Origin of the sequence: Nonomuraea mangrovi, assembly GCF_042681425.1 — a bacterium.
GTDB lineage: Bacteria > Actinomycetota > Actinomycetes > Streptosporangiales > Streptosporangiaceae > Nonomuraea > Nonomuraea mangrovi.
Map to the genome: position 1 here is coordinate 374,539 of NZ_JBHUFV010000047.1, position 16,679 is coordinate 391,217.

General features: G+C 72.3%; 13 protein-coding genes. 4 read left to right on the forward strand and 9 right to left on the reverse strand.

Annotated elements, in window-relative coordinates:
• Positions 1 to 466 precede the first annotated feature (466 nt).
• From ACFSKW_RS31830 to ACFSKW_RS31855, 6 genes are read right to left on the reverse strand one after another with little or no spacing between them, the layout of a single operon-like run.
• Positions 467 to 1,240: an enoyl-CoA hydratase/isomerase family protein gene (locus ACFSKW_RS31830; RefSeq protein ID WP_379576165.1), complete on the reverse strand. Its 774-nt coding sequence runs from the start codon at positions 1,238 to 1,240 to the stop codon at positions 467 to 469.
• Between the two features lie 9 nt (positions 1,241 to 1,249).
• Positions 1,250 to 2,560, reverse strand: a complete 1,311-nt coding sequence (locus tag ACFSKW_RS31835; RefSeq protein ID WP_379576166.1) for an ABC transporter ATP-binding protein — start codon at positions 2,558 to 2,560, stop codon at positions 1,250 to 1,252.
• Complete coding sequence (locus tag ACFSKW_RS31840) at positions 2,557 to 4,053, reverse strand: ABC transporter permease (RefSeq protein ID WP_379576167.1); 1,497 nt, start codon at positions 4,051 to 4,053, stop codon at positions 2,557 to 2,559. The genes ACFSKW_RS31835 and ACFSKW_RS31840 overlap by 4 nt, the downstream gene beginning before the upstream one ends.
• Entirely contained in the window at positions 4,054 to 5,070 is a 1,017-nt protein-coding gene (locus ACFSKW_RS31845; RefSeq protein ID WP_379576168.1) for an iron ABC transporter substrate-binding protein, read from the reverse strand.
• Positions 5,057 to 6,526 carry a hypothetical protein gene (locus ACFSKW_RS31850; RefSeq protein ID WP_379576169.1) on the reverse strand — a complete coding sequence of 490 codons (1,470 nt, stop codon included), beginning with the start codon at positions 6,524 to 6,526 and terminating at the stop codon, positions 5,057 to 5,059. The genes ACFSKW_RS31845 and ACFSKW_RS31850 overlap by 14 nt, the downstream gene beginning before the upstream one ends.
• On the reverse strand, positions 6,523 to 7,392 hold the full coding sequence (locus ACFSKW_RS31855; protein WP_379576170.1) for an NAD-dependent epimerase/dehydratase family protein: 870 nt from the start codon (positions 7,390 to 7,392) through the stop codon (positions 6,523 to 6,525). Before ACFSKW_RS31855 ends, ACFSKW_RS31850 begins: the two co-directional genes overlap by 4 nt.
• A gap of 87 nt (positions 7,393 to 7,479) precedes the next feature.
• On the opposite strand from ACFSKW_RS31855, the gene ACFSKW_RS31860 reads away from it, so the two are divergent.
• Together ACFSKW_RS31860 and ACFSKW_RS31865 are read left to right on the forward strand one after the other, a co-directional pair.
• Positions 7,480 to 9,144: a lysylphosphatidylglycerol synthase domain-containing protein gene (locus ACFSKW_RS31860; protein WP_379576171.1), complete on the forward strand. Its 1,665-nt coding sequence runs from the start codon at positions 7,480 to 7,482 to the stop codon at positions 9,142 to 9,144.
• Positions 9,145 to 9,157: 13 nt separating this feature from the next.
• Entirely contained in the window at positions 9,158 to 11,029 is a 1,872-nt protein-coding gene (locus ACFSKW_RS31865) for a sensor histidine kinase (RefSeq protein WP_379576172.1), read from the forward strand.
• On the opposite strand, the gene ACFSKW_RS31870 is transcribed toward ACFSKW_RS31865, so the two are convergent.
• Positions 10,955 to 11,560: a response regulator transcription factor gene (locus ACFSKW_RS31870; protein WP_379576173.1), complete on the reverse strand. Its 606-nt coding sequence runs from the start codon at positions 11,558 to 11,560 to the stop codon at positions 10,955 to 10,957. The two genes, ACFSKW_RS31865 and ACFSKW_RS31870, sit on opposite strands and share 75 nt — an antisense overlap.
• 213 nt (positions 11,561 to 11,773) lie before the next feature.
• Here ACFSKW_RS31870 and ACFSKW_RS31875 point away from each other — a divergent pair, with 213 nt between their 5' ends.
• On the forward strand, positions 11,774 to 12,211 hold the full coding sequence (locus tag ACFSKW_RS31875; RefSeq protein WP_379576174.1) for a VOC family protein: 438 nt from the start codon (positions 11,774 to 11,776) through the stop codon (positions 12,209 to 12,211).
• 19 nt (positions 12,212 to 12,230) lie between these two features.
• On the opposite strand, the gene ACFSKW_RS31880 is transcribed toward ACFSKW_RS31875, so the two are convergent.
• Positions 12,231 to 13,592 carry a protoporphyrinogen/coproporphyrinogen oxidase gene (locus tag ACFSKW_RS31880; RefSeq protein WP_379576175.1) on the reverse strand — a complete coding sequence of 454 codons (1,362 nt, stop codon included), beginning with the start codon at positions 13,590 to 13,592 and terminating at the stop codon, positions 12,231 to 12,233.
• A gap of 115 nt (positions 13,593 to 13,707) precedes the next feature.
• On the opposite strand from ACFSKW_RS31880, the gene ACFSKW_RS31885 reads away from it, so the two are divergent.
• Positions 13,708 to 15,618, forward strand: coding sequence for an N-acetylmuramoyl-L-alanine amidase (locus tag ACFSKW_RS31885; RefSeq protein WP_379576176.1), 1,911 nt, complete (start codon positions 13,708 to 13,710; stop codon positions 15,616 to 15,618).
• Positions 15,619 to 15,712: 94 nt separating this feature from the next.
• On the opposite strand, the gene ACFSKW_RS31890 is transcribed toward ACFSKW_RS31885, so the two are convergent.
• Complete coding sequence (locus tag ACFSKW_RS31890; RefSeq protein WP_379576177.1) at positions 15,713 to 16,588, reverse strand: MurR/RpiR family transcriptional regulator; 876 nt, start codon at positions 16,586 to 16,588, stop codon at positions 15,713 to 15,715.
• Positions 16,589 to 16,679: the final 91 nt, after the last annotated feature.

The following is a 16,679-nucleotide window of genomic DNA, read 5'->3' on the forward strand; positions in this document are numbered from 1 at the left end:
TCATCCTGGGCCGGTCACACACCTTCGCTCGCCCCGGCTTCGGGCCGGCGCACGAGCCGGCGGGCCCATGATCGTCGGACCAGGACCTTCCCTGACACCACCGCGATCCCGACCCGACGCCACCCCGACCCGACGCCACCCCGACCCGGCACCACCCCGACCCGGCACCACCCCGGACCGGCATCCCCGGACCGATATCCCTGGGCCGACCATCCCAGGGCCGATCCCAGGGCCGACCATCCCCATCCCAGGACCGACCATCCCAGGGCCACACGACCCCCATCCGACCATCCCGGCCCACGCGGCCCCGATCCGAGGCCGGCCGTCCTCGGCCCACGGACGAGGGCGGCATCGCCCGGGCGGGCGGCATCCCAGGGCGGGGCATGAGGGGAACACCAGGCGCCGCACCGGCGCATGAGGGGAACACGAGGCGCCGCACCGGCGAGGCCGATGCGGCGCCCCGGGGTCAGCGGCCGGTGAACTTGGGCTTGGACTTCTCGGTGAAGGCCCGCATGCCGATCTTCGCGTCCTCCGTGGCGAACAGGCCGGAGAACTGCAGCCGCTCCACCTCGAGCCCCGTGTCCAGGTCGACCTCCAGGCCTTGGTCCACGGCCTGCTTGGCGGCGCGCAGGGCGACGGTGGGGCCGCCGACGAACGTGGCCGCCCACGCCAGCGCCGCGTCGTACACCTCGACGTCGGGGACGACCTTGTCGACCAGGCCGATGGACAGCGCCTCGGCGGCCGTCACATGACGTCCGCTGAAGATGAGGTCCTTCGCGCGGGCGGGGCCGATCAGGCGGGGAAGGCGCTGGGTGCCGCCCGCGCCGGGGATGATGCCCAGCTGGATCTCGGGCTGGCCGAGCTTGGCGCCCTCACCCGCCACGCGGAAGTCGGCGCACAGGGCGAGCTCGCAGCCGCCGCCCAGCGCGTAGCCGGTGATCGCGGCGATGACCGGCTTGCCGATGCGGGTGACCGCGGTGAAGCAGTCCTGGAGGATCTTCGAGTGGGCTGCCATGTCCGCGTAGGACATGTCGGCCATTTCCTTGATGTCGGCGCCGGCGGCGAATACCCGCTCCCCGCCGTACAGGACCACCGCCTGGACGTCCTGGTCGGCGTCCACGGCGCGGGCGCACTCGGCGATCTCGCGCTGGACCTGCCCGTTGAGGGCGTTCATCTTCGGACGATCGAGCCTGATCGTGGCGATCTGGCCGGACACCTCGACGCGTACAAACTCACCCATGGGGCGACCTTATCCGGCGGCGGGGAAGAAGAGCACGGGGCCGTCCACGCCGATCTCGACCATGTCGCCCACCTGATGGGGGGCGGCTCCCTTGGTCCTGGCGCGGATCACGACGCCGTCGTCCATGGTGACGGTGACGGCGGCGTCGTGCCCGAAGAACTCCACCCGCGCCACCCGCCCCCTCGGCGCCGCCGCCCCGGTGCCGAGGCCCTCGCCGTCCCCGCCGCCCGCGTCCTTCACACCGCCGCCGTGGGACGAGCCTGCAGGTCGGCCGTGTCCGTTCCCTGCGAGGCCGCCTTCCGCTGACGACCCGGAGGGCCCGTGATCGTGGTCCTCTCCGGTGTGCGACGCGGGACCGGAGGGCCCGTGATCGTGGTCCTCTCCGGCTTCAGGGGGAGAACCGGCGGGGTCGAGCAGGTCGGCGCCGTTCCTGGAGGCACGGGAGGCCGGGCGCGCAACGCCGGCCTCGGCCGATACGGCGGGAGCCGTCAGCGTGACCTGTTCGGGCCGGAGGGCGACGAAGCCGGTCCCCGCGACGCCGTTCGACCGCTGCCGTAGCCGCCCCAGCACGCAGGAGGCCACCCCGCCGGACGACACCGCGTCCAGCACGACCGCCTCCCCCACGAACGTGGCCACGCCGAGGTCGACAGGGGACGCGTACACCTCGGCGGGCGTGTCCGACTGCACGATCACGCCGTCCCGCATGACCGCGACCACGTCGGCCATCGACAGCGCCTCCTCCTGGTCGTGCGTGACCAGGACGACGGTCGCGCCCGCCCGCTTCACCGCCGACCTCACCTCGTCGCGCACCACGCCGCGCAACGACCTGTCCAGCGCGTTGAAGGGCTCGTCGAGCAGGACCACTCCGGGGCGCGGCGCCAGCGCTCGGGCGAGGGCGACGCGCTGCTGCTGTCCGCCGCTCAGCTCGTACGGCATGCGCGAGCCGTACCCCGACAGCCCCACCAGTTCCAGGCACTCCTCCACCCGCGACGACGTCTCCGCCCGCGGCGCCCCACGGGGAAGCCCGAATCCGACGTTGCGCGCGACGGACAGGTGCGGGAACAGCGCCGCCTCCTGCGGCACGATGCCGACCCGCCGTTTCTCCGGCGGGAGCGAGGTGACCTCCCGCTCGCCGAGCGACACCGACCCCGCGTCGGCGCGCTCGAAACCCGCGATGATCCGCAGCAGCGTCGTCTTCCCGCACCCCGATGGCCCGAGGACCGCGGCGAAACTGCCTTCCCGCACCGACAGTGAGGCGCCGCGAAGCACCCGAACGCCGTCGAACGCCTTCACCACCTCTGAAACGGTCAGCCCGCTCATATCTCACGCCTCCCGAGCAGGAATCCAGGCACCGCGGCCAGCAGCATGAGCAGGGCGGCGTAGGGGGCAGCGGCGCCGTACGAGCCCGAGCCGGTCTGCGTCCACAGCTGGGTGGCGAGCGTGTCCACGCCGGTGGGCCGCAGCAGGAGCGTGGCGGGCAGTTCCTTCATGGCCGTCAGGAAGACCAGTGCCGTGCCCGCCGCCACGCCCGGCAGCGCCAGCGGCAGCGTGACGGACCTGACCGCGCCGAGCGGGCCTCGTCCGAGCGAGCGCGCGACCTCCTCGAGGACGGGCGGCGACTGCACGACGGAGGCTCGTACCGCGCCGACGGCAGCGGGCATGAACAGCACCGCGTACGCCAGCACCAGCAGCGGCCACTGCTGGTAGAGCGGGTAGGCGTAGCGGACGGCGAAGAAGACCAGCGACAGCGCGATCACGATGCCGGGTAGCGCGTGTCCCACGTAGGACGACTGCTCGACGAATCTGGCGGCCCACGAACGGTGCCTGGCGGCGATGATGCCGACAGGGACGGCCAGCGCCCCCGTCAGCAGTGCCCCGGCCGCCGAGACGCCGAGCGTGGCGGCCACGGACGCGCCGAGGACGGCGGGGTCGAGACCACGCGACGAGCCGTCCACCAGCCAGTAGCCGATGCTGGCCAGCGGGAACCCGACGGCGAGCGCGGCCACCGCCACCGCCCATCCGGTGGATGCGGCCTTGGCCGCGGGATTCAGGCGCACGACCGTTCGCCGTCTGGCAGGGGCGCCTTGCAGCGCGTAGGCCGCCTTGCCTCGCGAGCGCGCCTCCCCCAGCACGATCAGCAGCGTGATCAGTACGAGCAGCAGGCCGAGCACGGCGGCGGGCGTCCGGTCGAAGGAGGCGCGGTAGGCGGTGTAGATCTGCGTGGTGAAGACGTCGAAGCGCATGATCGAGACGGCGCCGAACTCGGAGAGCACGTACATGGCCACGAGCAGCCCGCCCGCCGCCGCGGCGGGGCGCAGCTGGCGCACCACGACGGGCGCGCGGCCCCTTCCGAGAGAGAGCGCCACCTCCTCCATCGCCGGGTCCATCCTGCTCAGCGTGGCCGTGGCGGGAAGGTAGACGTAGGGGTAGCAGCAGAGCGTGAGCACCAACACCGACCCCCAGAATCCCGAGATTTCGGGGTAGAAGGCGATCCAGGTGTACGCCGCCACGTACGACGGCACCGCCAGCGGCAACGCCGCGAGCACCCCGAAGACCCTGCGCCCCGGCAGGTCGGTCCGCACGACGAGCCAGGCCAGCGACAGCCCCACCACCACGCACAGCGCCGTGACGACCGCGGCCAGGCCGATGCTGCGCACGGCCAGCTCCGCCGTACGTGAGCGGAGAAGGACGGCGGCGAAGGCCGGCAGCCCGCCCTCCACGGCCCGCACGAGCAGGTACGCCACGGGTGCGAGGGAGAGCCCCGCGGTGACGGCCGCGGGCGCCAGCAGGGCCGGAGGGATGTGGCGGGCCATCTAGACCAGGCCCACGTCCTGGAGCAGCTTGAGCGTCTGCTCCAGCGAGTCGAGCCTGCCCAGGTCGATCTTGGGCCCGTTGAGCGTGTCGAGCTTGGGCAGCCCGCGCTCGGGCGCCACGCCCGCGATCAGCGGGTACTCCTTGGTCGTGGTGGCGAAGTACTGCTGGGCGTCGGTGCCGAGCAGGTAGGTCGCGGCCTTGAGAGCGGCGTCGGCGTGCTGGGCCTTCTTCAGCACGCCCACGCCCGCCACGTTGACCAGCGCGCCGGGGTCGCCGCCCGGCAGGTAGGCCAGGCGGGACGGCACGCCGTTCTGGCCGCGTTCGGCCACCTTCTCGTACCAGTAGTAGTGGTTGATGAGGCCGAGCCGCAGCGTGCCCGCGTCGACCGCGTTGAGGATCTCGACGTTGTTCGGGTAGCTCTGGGTGCCGTTGGCCTTCATCGCCTCCAGCCACCGCCTGGCCTTGTCCTCGCCGTCGAGCAGTCGCATCGCGGTGACGAACGCCTGGAAGGAGGCGTTCGTGGGCGCCCAGCCGATCTTCCCCTTCCACTTGGGGTCGGTCAGCTCGAACACGCTCTTGGGCGGCGCGGACACCGTCCGCGGGTCGTACACGATCACCCTGGAGCGCCCTGAGACGCCCACCCACGTGCCGTCCGCCGCACGGAACCTCGCGTCGACCTTGCCGAGCAGGTCCTGCGGGAGCGGGCGAAGCATGCCGTGCTTGGACAGCGCGCCGAGCGCCCCCGCGTCCTGGGAGAAGAACAGGTCGGCCCTGGTGCGGTCGCCCTCCTCCATGATCTGGGCGGCCAGCTCGGCGCTGTCGCCGTAGCGCACCTGGACGTCGAGGCCCGTGGCCGTCTTCAGCTTCTCCAGCAGCGGGCCCACGAGGTTCTGGTTGCGTCCCGAGTAGACGACCAGGGCGTCGTCGTCGAAACTCTGGCCCGTGGCCCCGCCGCCGCAGGCGGTGAGCAGCGCCATGGGTACGAGGAAGGCGGCGACCAGGCTACGGAGCGACATGGGACTTCCTTACCGTGAGCACAAGAACGGCGGCGAGGGCGAGCCACGCCACGTGGTACGGCCAGAAGAGCGCCCAGCCCTGCCGGTAGTCCGGCAGCGCCAGGCGGAGGACCTGGTGGATCGGGGAGCCGACGTCCTCGAACCCGGAGGTCCAGGTGATCCGCCCCGCGAACCCGTCGGCGACCAGCCGGCCGTAGGTGACCAGGCCCGCGGCGCCGAGCAGTCCCGCCAGGGCCTTCACAGTCCTGGGCGCGCGGGCCAGGTACACGAGGACGAGGATCACGGCCGGCGGGAGCGCGACGACGAGCTGCCTGCCCGGCCACCAGAACCCGTGCATGGTCAGCGCGACGAACGTCGCCGTCAGCCAGGCGGCGGCCAGGGGCAGCAGCAGCACGGGCTGCCTCGGCCTGCGGAGCGCGAAGGCGGCGGCGGGCAGCAGAAGCAGCCATGCGGGCTGCCACGCGACCAGGCCGTAGCCCCTGTCGACGAGCAGGCCGAGCAGGCGGAAGGCGCGGCCCGCGTAGTCGGGGTCGAAGCCCATCACGCCGAACTCGCCCGACTGCTGGAAGTGGTCGCCGCTGGCGTAGACGGTCCAGCCGCCCCAGACCAGGCGGTGGACGGCCAGGTAGGCGACGCCCATCGCGACGAACCCGGCGAGCAGGGCGGTGGACCTGCTGCGCCAGAGGCCGAGGAGGGCGATGACCGCGGCCACAGGGGCGTACTTCACCGACAGCCACGGGAGGGCGGTGACGACCAGGCCGAACGTCCACAACCCCGGCGTGCCCGCGGGCCGCGCGGCGAGCGGACCAGGGTCCGCCGCGGACCGTGAGAGGGGGCGGGCGGGCCAGGCGGTGAGGAGGGCGACGGCGGCGACCGTCGCGAGGGCGGCAGGCAGTTCGGGGTAGACCTGCTGGCCGTACACCGCGAAGGGCGCGCTCGCGCAGGCCACCGCCACCCCTGGCGTCGCCGTCCGGTACGGCACGCCGAACCTGCGCACCGCCGTCCACAGCGTGAGCGCCGCCAGCGCCCCCGCCATCAGCGCGAGCGTCACCTTCGCCGCCACCCATCCGCCGAGCCCCATCGGCACGGCCAGCAGCAGCGGAAGGAGCGGGTCGTGCGGGCTGATCTGCGTGCCGTCGTCGAGCACCTCGGTCTGCACAGGCAGCCCCTCACCACCCCACGGCGCCCACCTGCGCTCGGCCAGCTCGTCGGTGATGTCGAGGTCGAAGTCCTCGTACATCGACAGGGCGGTGAGCAGGTACTGCGGCTCGTCCACCGCGACGTGCGCGCCGAAGCTCGCCCGCACCCCGATCCCGAGCAGGGCCGCCACGGTCGCGAGGACAGCCACCCCCGCCATCGCCCGGCCCAGCTTCCGCCCCGCAGGGGAACCGGCCGCACGGGCGTCGGGGGCCGCGGCCTGGCGAGAGGCCTCGGCGGGTGTCTCGGACCGCGTCATGCCGCCCCCGCCAGCAGGCTCGCCGCCGCGTGCTGCCGCCTGACCACGTCCAGCAGGTCCGTCTCGGGCGCCCAGCCGATGAGCGACCGCAGCCGCCACGTGTCGGCGAGCGAGTCGCCTGGCTCCACACCGGACGCCGCCTCGACGGCGAAGCCGACGTCCGCGCCCGTCACCGAGGCGACGGCCGCCGCCATGGAGCGCAGCGAGTGACTCCGGCCCGTGCCGAGGTTGACCACGCCCGGCACTCCCGTCAGGTCCACGAGGGCCTGGGCCGCCTGTCGTACGTCGGTGATGTCGCGGGTGCGCTCCAGCGACCCGAGCACCCGTAGCGGCCGTCCGGCCAGCGCGGCCTTTAGCCAGACGGCCAGCGCCATGTCGGCCCGCTGCCCCTCTCCCGCGACCGTGAACGGCCTGACGACCGTGGCCGGCCGTCCCGCGCAGAGCGCTTCGAGCCTGGCCTTGCTGCGCGCGTAGCCGCCGAGCGGCCGCAGCCGATCGGTCTCGGCGCTGGGCCGCCCGTGGCGCGCTCCGCCGTAGACGGAGCTGGAGGAGGTGACGACCACGGGCACCCGGCGTGGCACGGCGGCCAGCACCCTGGCGCCCGCGAGCACGTTGTCGCGGTGGCGGAGCCAGGCGATGCCGGGGCTGTGGTCGCGTACGCCAGGGCATCCGGCGAGGTGGTAGACGGCGTCGGCGTCCTCCAGCGCGGCGCGGACCAGCTCGTCGTCGTCGAGGAGGTCGGCCGTCAGCACGGTCAGCCCCGGGCGGGGCGGCTGCGGGACCCTGTCGATCCCGATCACCTTCCGTCCCGCCGCGAGCAGTGTTCCGGTCAGCGCCTTTCCGATGAATCCGGCGGAACCGGTCACGACCACCGTCACCTGCGACCCGCCTCTCGTCGCTGATAGGAGGGTAAAGGTAGCCTAACCTCACTCGGCCTGACCTCCAAGGACTTCGTGAGGCACGTCATGTTCAAGGCACTGCGTCGCGCTGTCGGCGTCGTCGTGCTCGGCGTGTCCGTCTGGTACCTCGCGGGCGTGGTCTCCGGCCCTTCGCTCGCCGCGGCCGCGCGCGCACTGCTGGCCGACCCCCTCGGCTTGTCCTTCGCGATCCTCCTGTACGGCGCGGCGTTCGCGCTGCGCTCGTGGGCGTGGACCCGGGTGCTGCGTGGGCTGCCGTTCTGGCACTCGTGGGCGGCGATCCACGTGTCGCTGCTCGGCAACCATGTGCTGCCGTTCCGCCTGGGCGAGGCACTGCGTGTGACGTCCGTGCTGCGCAGGACCGGGCTGGCCCCCGCCAAGGTGATCGCCTCGGCGGTCGGGGCGCGCTCGGCCGACCTGCTGGCCGTGGTCCTGCTCGCCCTGGCCGCCGCGCCCGCCCTCGTGTCGTCGCTGGCGGGATGGTGGGTGTGGCCCGTGGCGGCGGTCCTCGCCTCGGCGGCCGTCGCCGGTTTCGTGATCACGGCCCGGCACAGGGGAAGCCCACAGGGATCCGCGGCCCCACCTGGGCCGTCGCAGAGAGACTCTCGCGGCGGACGGGGCCGCCCGTGGCTGCGTGCCCTGGCGGTGTTCGGATGCGCGGCCCTCGCGTGGGTGCTGGAGGCCGCCATCGTGTACGAGGTCGCCAGGCTGGCCGGGGCGGACCTGACCGCAGCGGACGCGGCCGCCGTCACCGCCGTGACGATCGCCGCCCAGACCGTGGCCATCACGCCCGGCGGGTTCGGCTCCTACGAGGCCGCGGCCACCGCCGCCATGGTCGCGCTGGGCGTGCCCGGGGGGACCGCGTTCGCGGTCGCGCTGCTCACCCACGCCGTGAAGACCGCCTACTCCCTTGCCGTGGGCGGCGTCGCTCTGATGGCGCCCGCCCCCGGCCACTTCGGCCGGCTGCGCCTCCCCCGGCACCTGCCGCCGCGCCCGGCCCCGCGGGCCGTGCCCGAGAGCGCGCCCGTGGTCGCCTTCATCCCCGTCTTCAACGAGGAGGCCACGATCGGCGAGGTGGTCAGGCGGCTCCCCACACGGGTAGCCGGCAGAAGGATCGTCACCCTCGTGATCGACGACGGCTCCACGGACGCCTCCGCGGCACGCGCGAAGGAGGCCGGCGCCCGCGTCCTGCCGCAGCCGCGCAACCTGGGCCTGGGCGCGGCCGTACGGCGCGGCCTCGCCGAGGCGGCGCGGCTCGAACCGGCCGCCGCCGTCTACCTGGACGCCGACCTGGAGTACTTCCCCGAGGACCTCGAGTCGCTGGCGGCCCCGATCCTCAACGGCGAGGCCGACTACGTGGTCGGCTCCCGCTTCGCGGGCACGATCGAGCGGATGCTGCCGCACCGCAGGTTCGGCAACAGGCTGCTGACCGTGTGGATGCGGCGGCTGACCAGGCGGCGCGACCTCACCGACGGCCAGAGCGGCTACCGGGCCTTCTCCCTCGCCGCCCTCGAGAGCGCCGAAGTGATCCACGACTACAACTACGCGCAGGTCCTCACGCTCGACCTGCTCGCCAAGGGCTTCGTCTACCGCGAGGTGCCCATCCGATACGCGTTCCGACAAAGCGGGGAATCGTTCGTCAAACTCGGGAAATACCTTCGCAAGGTCATCCCCGCGGTGCATCGTGAGCTCAACACGTGACAGTGGAGGCGCGATGTTACGGCTGGCCCAGTTCGTCGCCGTGGTGGTCAGCGCGGGCTTCTCGTTCGGCGGGGTCATCGGCATCATCTACTCCCCCGACCCTCCCGCGCGGAAGGCGGTGGCGTTCGCGCTGCTGGCCGTGCTGCTGGCGCTGCACCTGCGCAACTGTGTGAGGCGGACCGACGGTCGCAGGCCGCGCTGGTGGCCGTGGACGCTGGCCGTCCAGGCGGTGCTGACCGCGGCGGGCCTGGTGTGGTTCGCGAACACCTGGTACGGCAACACGGGTTTCCTCGCGGCGGCCGTCCTGCTGCTGGTCAGGCGGCCGTGGGCGCGATGGACGGCGTTCTCGCTGGTGCTGGTCGCCCAGTTCCTCTCGGCGCAGACCGTGCGGTCCACCCTGAGCGAGGTGCTCTACCTCGTCGTCGGCCAGGCGGCCTTCGTCGGCGTGGCGCTGTACGGGGTGGTCCGCCTCTACGACCTGATCGTCGACCTGCGCAGCACGCAGGCGGGGCTGGCCGCGGCCGTGGTGGCCCGCGAGCGGCTGACCTTCGCCGAGGAGCTCAACGCGCGCGTCGGCGGCGGCCTGGAGAGGCTGGTCGGAGCCCTGCGGCGGCCCGACCTGACCCGCGACGAGCTGGAGACCAGCCTGACGACCGCGCGCACGGCGCTCACCGAGGTCCGATCGGTCTCCCACGCCCACCGCGAGAGCACGCCCGCCAGGGCCCTGGCGGGCGACCTGACCACCAGGGTCGTGACGGTCCTCGTGGTCGCCACCGTGCTGCTCATGATCGTTCCGCACGAGGTTCGCCACCTCCTGCAGATCCGGCCGTCGGGTCTCCAGCTCGCGGTGTTCGTCGTGGCGCTGGTCTGCTTCGTCGCGCTGTACCTCCTGGCGTGCCTGTCGGACGGGCGGCACCGGCTCTGGACGCTGGCCGCCCTGGTGGCGCTCACGTACGCCCCGTCGCTGGTGCTCGGCTTCAAGCTCTGGTACGTCGCGACGCTCCTGCCCGGCGCCGTCGTGGTGCTGCTGCGCGGCCGCGCCAGATGGATCGGGGCCGCCGCGGTGTTCGCGGGCGACACCTTCTTCCACCTGATGCTCTCCGGCCTGGCCGACAACGCCCTCGACGTCGCCTACGGCATCGTCTACCTGACCGAGCGGGCGATCATCGTCTACGCGCTCTGGCGGATGGCCAGGCTGACGGCCGGGCTGCGCGAGGCTCGGGCCGAGCTGGCCAGGGTCGAGGTGGCGCGCGAGCGGCTGCGGTTCGCCAGGGACCTGCACGACCTGCTCGGATACGGCCTGTCGGTGGTGGTGCTCAAGGCCGAGCTGGCCTTCCGGCTCCTGGACCGGGACCCCGTCGCCGCGCAACGGCAGCTGTCCGACGGGCTGGACGCGGCCCGCCAGGTGCTCGCGGACCTCGGCTCCGTGGCCGAGGGACGCACCGAGATCTCGCTGGCGGAGGAGGCCGCCTCGGCGAGGGCGGTGCTGGAGGCCGCCGATGTCGAGGTGAGCTGGTCGGTCTCGCCCGTGCCGCTGCCCCGGGACGTGGACGCGGCGCTGGCGACCGTGCTGAGGGAGGGCGTCACCAACGTGATCAGGCACAGCGCGGCCCTGCACTGCACGCTGGAGATCACCGTCGACGACCGGCAGGTACGGCTGCGCCTGACGAACGACGGCGTGGCGGCCACCGCGCCCGGCCACGAACCCGGTTCCGGGGTCGGCAACCTCACCCAGCGGCTGGCCGCGCTGGACGGCCGGCTGCGCACCGGACGGGGGCCTGACTCGTTCGAGCTGGTGGCGGAGGTCCCCCTACAGCCAGCCCTCGTCGGCGGCGATGCGGATCGCGTCGACCCTGTTCCTGGCGTTCAGCTTCATGACCGCTGACGACAGGTAGTTGCGGACCGTACCCCTGCTGAGCGAGAGCCGTACCGCGATCTCGTCGGCCTCCGCGCCGGTCGCGGCCAGCCGCAGCACGTCGACCTCGCGGACGGCCAGCGGGTTGTCCGCCTTGCGCAGGGCGGCGACGGCGAGCTGGGGGTCCACCACCTGCTCGCCCCCCACCACCTTCCTGATGGCCTCGATGAGCTCGCCCGGCGGCGAGTGCTTGAGCAGGAACCCGCTGACTCCCGAGGCCATGGCGCGGCGCAGGTAGCCGGGCCTGGCGAACCCCGTGAGCACCACCGTGCGGCAGCCCGGCATCTCGTCGCGCAGCAGGGCGGCCGCGCTCAGGCCGTCGAGCTCGGGCAACTCGATGTCGAGCACGGCCACGTCGGCCGCGGACTCCCGCGCGGCGGGCAGGATCAGGTCGCCCCGCTCCACGGCAGCCACGACGGTCAGGTCGTCCTCCAGCTCGAGCACGGCGGCCAGCGTCTCGCGCAGGATGCGCACGTCCTCGGCGATCAAGACCCTGATCATGCGGCTTTCTCACTCCCGAGAGTTGGGGTTCCCGACCTCACCGGACCTTGCGGTTCGTACGCATGTTCGGATACTACTGTCCGGTCGCCTGATCGGCACGCGCGTGGGGATCCCGCGGTTCCGTGTGAATCCTTCACACGGAACCGGTGAACGTGGCACTACAGCGGGCGCTTCCCGGATTGCGAATATAACGGCAAGAGAGAGGAGCACACCATGCAGAAGATCACCACCTACCTCTGGTTCGACAACCAGGCGGAGGAGGCGGCCAACCACTACGTCTCCATCTTCGGCGACTCCAGGATCCTCGAGGTCACGCCGATGATCGTGACCTTCGAGCTCGAAGGTCAGCGCTTCATCGCGCTCAACGGCGGCCCGAACTTCAGGTTCACCGAGGCGATCTCCCTCTACGTCGACTGCGAGTCGCAGGAGGAGGTCGACGAGCTGTGGGCGAAGCTCACCGCCGACGGCGGCGAGGACGGTTCGTGCGGCTGGCTCAAGGACAAGTACGGCCTCTCGTGGCAGATCATCCCCAAGGCCCTCCCCAGGCTGCTCAGCGACCCCGACCCCGCCAGGGCGGAGCGCGCCATGCAGGCGATGCTCAAGATGTCGAAGATCGACGTGAAGGCGCTCGAGGACGCCGCCAACGGCTGACGGCCCCGCCGTCCACCGCTCAGTCCTCCACCACGTGCGCGGCGAAGCGGGCGCGGGCCGCCGTCCAGGCGGCCGCGTCCCAGCCCCGCTCGGTCAGCGCGTCGACCGCGTCGTAGGCCATGGCCATCGCGTGGTGGGTGTTGTCGTGGGCGAACAGGCCGAGCCTGCCGAACGTGGTGACGCGCGGCACCTGTCCTGCCCACGCGTCGAGCCCGGCGAGCTGGCCGGCGTAGCCGGTCCGGTAGACGGGGTAGACGTGCGGCAGCCGCCTGACCTCCACGGCCGCGAGCCGCAGCGGCGGCAGCCCTGCCGCCGACAGGCAGTCGGTGACCAGGTCCTCGTAGGAGCTCGCGGTCCAGACGGGGTCGCCCACCTGGCAGGGGATCTCGAAGCACAGCACCGTGCGGCCGGCCGGGTCCGCGGCACTGACCCGGTAGTTGGCGGGCTCGGAGATCCGGGTGACGGGCGTCTCCGGCCCCGGCAGGTAGTGGGCGTCGTACGGTGACCACCGCCCGCCCTCGTGCACGGCGTAGACCAGAACCATCGCCCTGAACTCGAGCCTGCGTGCGGCCCGCACCACCTCGGCGGCGGGACCCGGAGTCACCAGCCCGGCCAGCGCGGGCATCGGGATCGTGGAGAAGACGTGGCCGGCGTCGAGTCGTCCCTCGGCGGTGCGCACGGCCACCCCTGAGGGCCCCGGCACGAGCGACTCGCAGGCCGTGCCCAGCCGGATGTCGGCTCCGGCGGCCACCGCGGCGTCGGCCATGGCCTCGACGATCTGGCCGAATCCCCTGCGCGGATAGTAAAAGATCTTTCCCTGCCCGTTCGGCGACCCGCGCAGCACCCTGCGGGCGATCTTCCATGGGCTGTCGGCGGTGACCCGCTTGCGCGCCTGGTCGCCGTCGATCTCCTCGCCGGGCAATCCCCAGAGCTTGACCGCGTAAGGCTCGTACAGGGCGCGGTAAAGCGTCGGTCCCAGGCCGCTGCGCAACAGTCCGGCGAACGAATCATCCCCTCTGCGCGGAACGACCGTGTCACGCGCGATCCCCGCCAGCATCCGCAGCGGCAGGCGCCGCGCCAGCTCGCCGGGCCGTAGCGGGAACCCGACGAAGCGGTCGCCGACGCGGAGCCTGCCGTTGCGGGGCCGTACCTGGAGATCGTCGCCGAGCAGTTCGCGCAGGTCGGCGAGGAGGTGTGACGGCGTGGCGGGGTGCAGTCGGTGGCTGCCGTGGTCCACTCTGATCCCTGCGACCTCGAAACCGGCCGACAGCCCGCCGACGTGGTCGGAGCGTTCCAGCACGGTGACGCGCATGCCCCGCAGGGCGGCGCGCCACGCGGCGGCCAGGCCCGAAGGGCCCGCTCCGAGAATCACGAGTTCCATGGCGCCGTCACCCTATCGAGTGAAGTCCTGAAAAATATCTTCTCAATCCTCTTCTAGAGGAAGGAAAATGTTGAGACGCTGACTCCCGTACGACCCCCCAGTCAAGGAGTCTTCGATGCGCAAAGCGTTGGCGGTCGCGTGCTTTTTACCGCTACTGATCCCCGCAGGGGTCGCGCAGGCCGAGGCGCCGGAGGACCGGCAGAAGGCGTTCGCGACCGCCGCCGAGACCTACCAGGTGCCGGAGAGCGTGCTGCTCGGCGTGTCCTACCTGCAGTCGCGGTGGGACGCCCACGCGGGACAGCCCAGCAACGACGCGGGGTTCGGCCCGATGCACCTGACGGACGCGGCGGCCTTCACCGGGGCCAACCACCACGGTGAGGGCGAGGAGGACCCGCGCGGCGACGACACCCGCCCGCTGGCCCTGCCCACCGACGCGCCGGCCGTCCCGCTGGACGTGCCCGCCTCGCTCAGGACCATGGAGAAGGCGGCGGCGCTCACCGGAGAGTCGCACGAGACGCTCAGGAGCGACCCCGCGGCCAACATCCGCGGCGGCGCGGCGCTGCTGGCCGACTACCAGAAGCAGCTCGGGGCGCCGCTCAGCGCCGACCCCGCGCAGTGGTACGGCGCGGTGGCCCGCTACTCGGGCGCCACCGAGAAGGAGGCCGCCCAGTTCTTCGCCGACGAGGTCTACTCGGTCATCGCCGAGGGGGCGACGCGCACGACGGACGACGGACAGCAGGTCACGCTCAAGCCGGTCCAGGGGGTCGGCAAGATCGTGGAGTGGCTGGAGAAGCTCGGTCTCTCGCTCCCCCGCCGTGACGGCGTGGAGTGCCCGCGCTCGATCTCCTGCGAATGGATCCCCGCGGGGTACGCCGAGCTGCCGGACGACGACTACGGTCACTACGACCTGGCCGACCGGCCGCAGAGCCAGAAGGTCGACTACATCATCATCCACGACATGGAGGGCTACTGGGCTCCGTCCGTCAAGCTGAACCAGGACCCGACGTGGCCCGGCAGCTGGCACTACTCGGTCAGGTCGAGCGACGGTCACATCGCGCAGCAGATCAAGACCAAGGACGTCGGCTGGCAGGCGGGCAACTGGTACATCAACGCCAAGTCCATCGGCATCGAACACGAGGGCTTCCTCGCCGAGGGCAGCACCTGGTACACCGAGGCGATGTACCGCACGTCCGCCAAGCTCGTGCGCTACCTGGCCATGCGCCACGGCGTGCCGCTCGACCGCGCGCACATCCTCGGCCACGACAATGTGCCCGGCACGCTGCCGACCACGGTCAGGGGCATGCACGAGGACCCGGGACCGTTCTGGGACTGGGCGCACTACTTCGAGCTGATGGGCGCCCCGCTGCACCAGTTCGGCGGTCCCAGGTCCGGCTCCGTCATGATCAAGCCGGACTTCGCCACCAACAAGCCGTACTTCTACGGCTGCGACCGCAAGAAGCCCGAGGCGGCGTGCCCGCCGCTGCCCGCCTCCACGGTGTGGCTGCGCACCGAGCCTCGCGCCGACGCGCCGCTGGTCAAGGACATCGGCAAGCACCCCACGGGTGACTCGCTCTACAGCGTCTACGACCACAGCGCCCGCGCCACCACCGGCCAGCGGTACGCCGTGGCCGACCGGCAGGGCGACTGGACCGCGATCTGGTACCTCGGGCAGAAGGCGTGGTTCCACAACCCCGCCGACCACCCGACCGCGGTGCCGTCCATGGGCCTCGTCGTGACACCCCGCCCGGGGCTGGCGACCATCCCCGTGTACGGCAGGGCCTACCCGGAGCGGGAGGCCTACCCCGCGGGCATCCCGTACCAGGCGGTGACGCCGCTGCAGTACACGTTCTCGGCGGGACAGAAGTACACGCTGGGCGGTCCGGCGGCCACCGAGTACTACCGGGCGGTCACCTACGACCCGGCCCCGCACACGGTGGTGAAGGGCACGACGCGGTACCTGGAGATCCAGTTCGGACACCGGGTGATGTTCGTCAAGGCCGACGACGTCCAGATCTCGTTCCAGTAATCCGGCGGTCGTTCGGGACCTCGCCCGCTCGGGCGGGGTCCCGTTCGTCTTCCCGCGCGCCTTTCCTGAGCTTCCCGCGCGCCTTCCCGGAGCGTCAGCGCTTGCGGGTGAAGCCCGAGACCGCGCGCCTGGTGCTCTGCAACGCCTCCTGGGAGGTGTCGAACGTGCGCTGCGCCACCCCCACGAACACGCAGTCCACGACGAGCAGCTGGCTGATCCTGCTGGCCAGCGCGCCAGGGCGGAACTCCGTCTCCCGTCCCGCCGAGATCAGCACGTGCTCGGCCAGCCCGGCCAGCGTCGAGCGCGGGTTGTTGGTGATGGCGACGGTCGTGGCCCCCGCCTCACCCGCCGTCCGCAGCGGCTCCAGCACGTCGGGCGTCTCCCCCGAGGTGCTGATCCCGATCGCGACGTCGCCGCGCTTGAGCAGGACCGCGCTGGTCAGGGCGAGGTGGGCGTCCTGGAAGGCGTGGCTGGACAGGCCGATGCGCATGAGCTTCTGCGCCATGTCCTGGGCGACCAGGCCGGACGCGCCCACGCCGTACGAGTCGATCCTGCGGGCGCCCGCGATGGCCTCGACGACCAGGCCGAGCCGTTCGGAGGTGAGCTGGGCGACGGTGTCGTTGATCGCCTCGGACTCCGCGCGGGACACCTTGAGGATGACCTCCGACAGCGGGTCGTCGGGGGCGAGGTCGCCGGGGACCAGGCGGTCCGGCTGCGCGGCGGCGGCCGCGAGGGCGAGCCTGAGCTGCGGATATCCGGCGAACCCCAGCAGCCGCGCGGTGCGGACGATCGTCGCCTCGCTGGTGCCCGAGGCGGCCGAGAGCTCGGTGATGGTGCTGCGCGCGACGGTGGCGGGATCCTCGAGGATCAGCCTGGCCACGGTCTGGGCGGCCGGGGTCAGCGACGGAAGGACGCCGCGGACGGTGGCCACGAGTGTGTCGGCCCTGAGACCGTTCCGGGTGTCTTCCACATACCGATTATGGGGCCTGGAGGGATGCAACGATCGCTGTCGGGCGCCCTTCCCACAAACCGTCAAACCAGGACTTACCTGCGACGTGTTC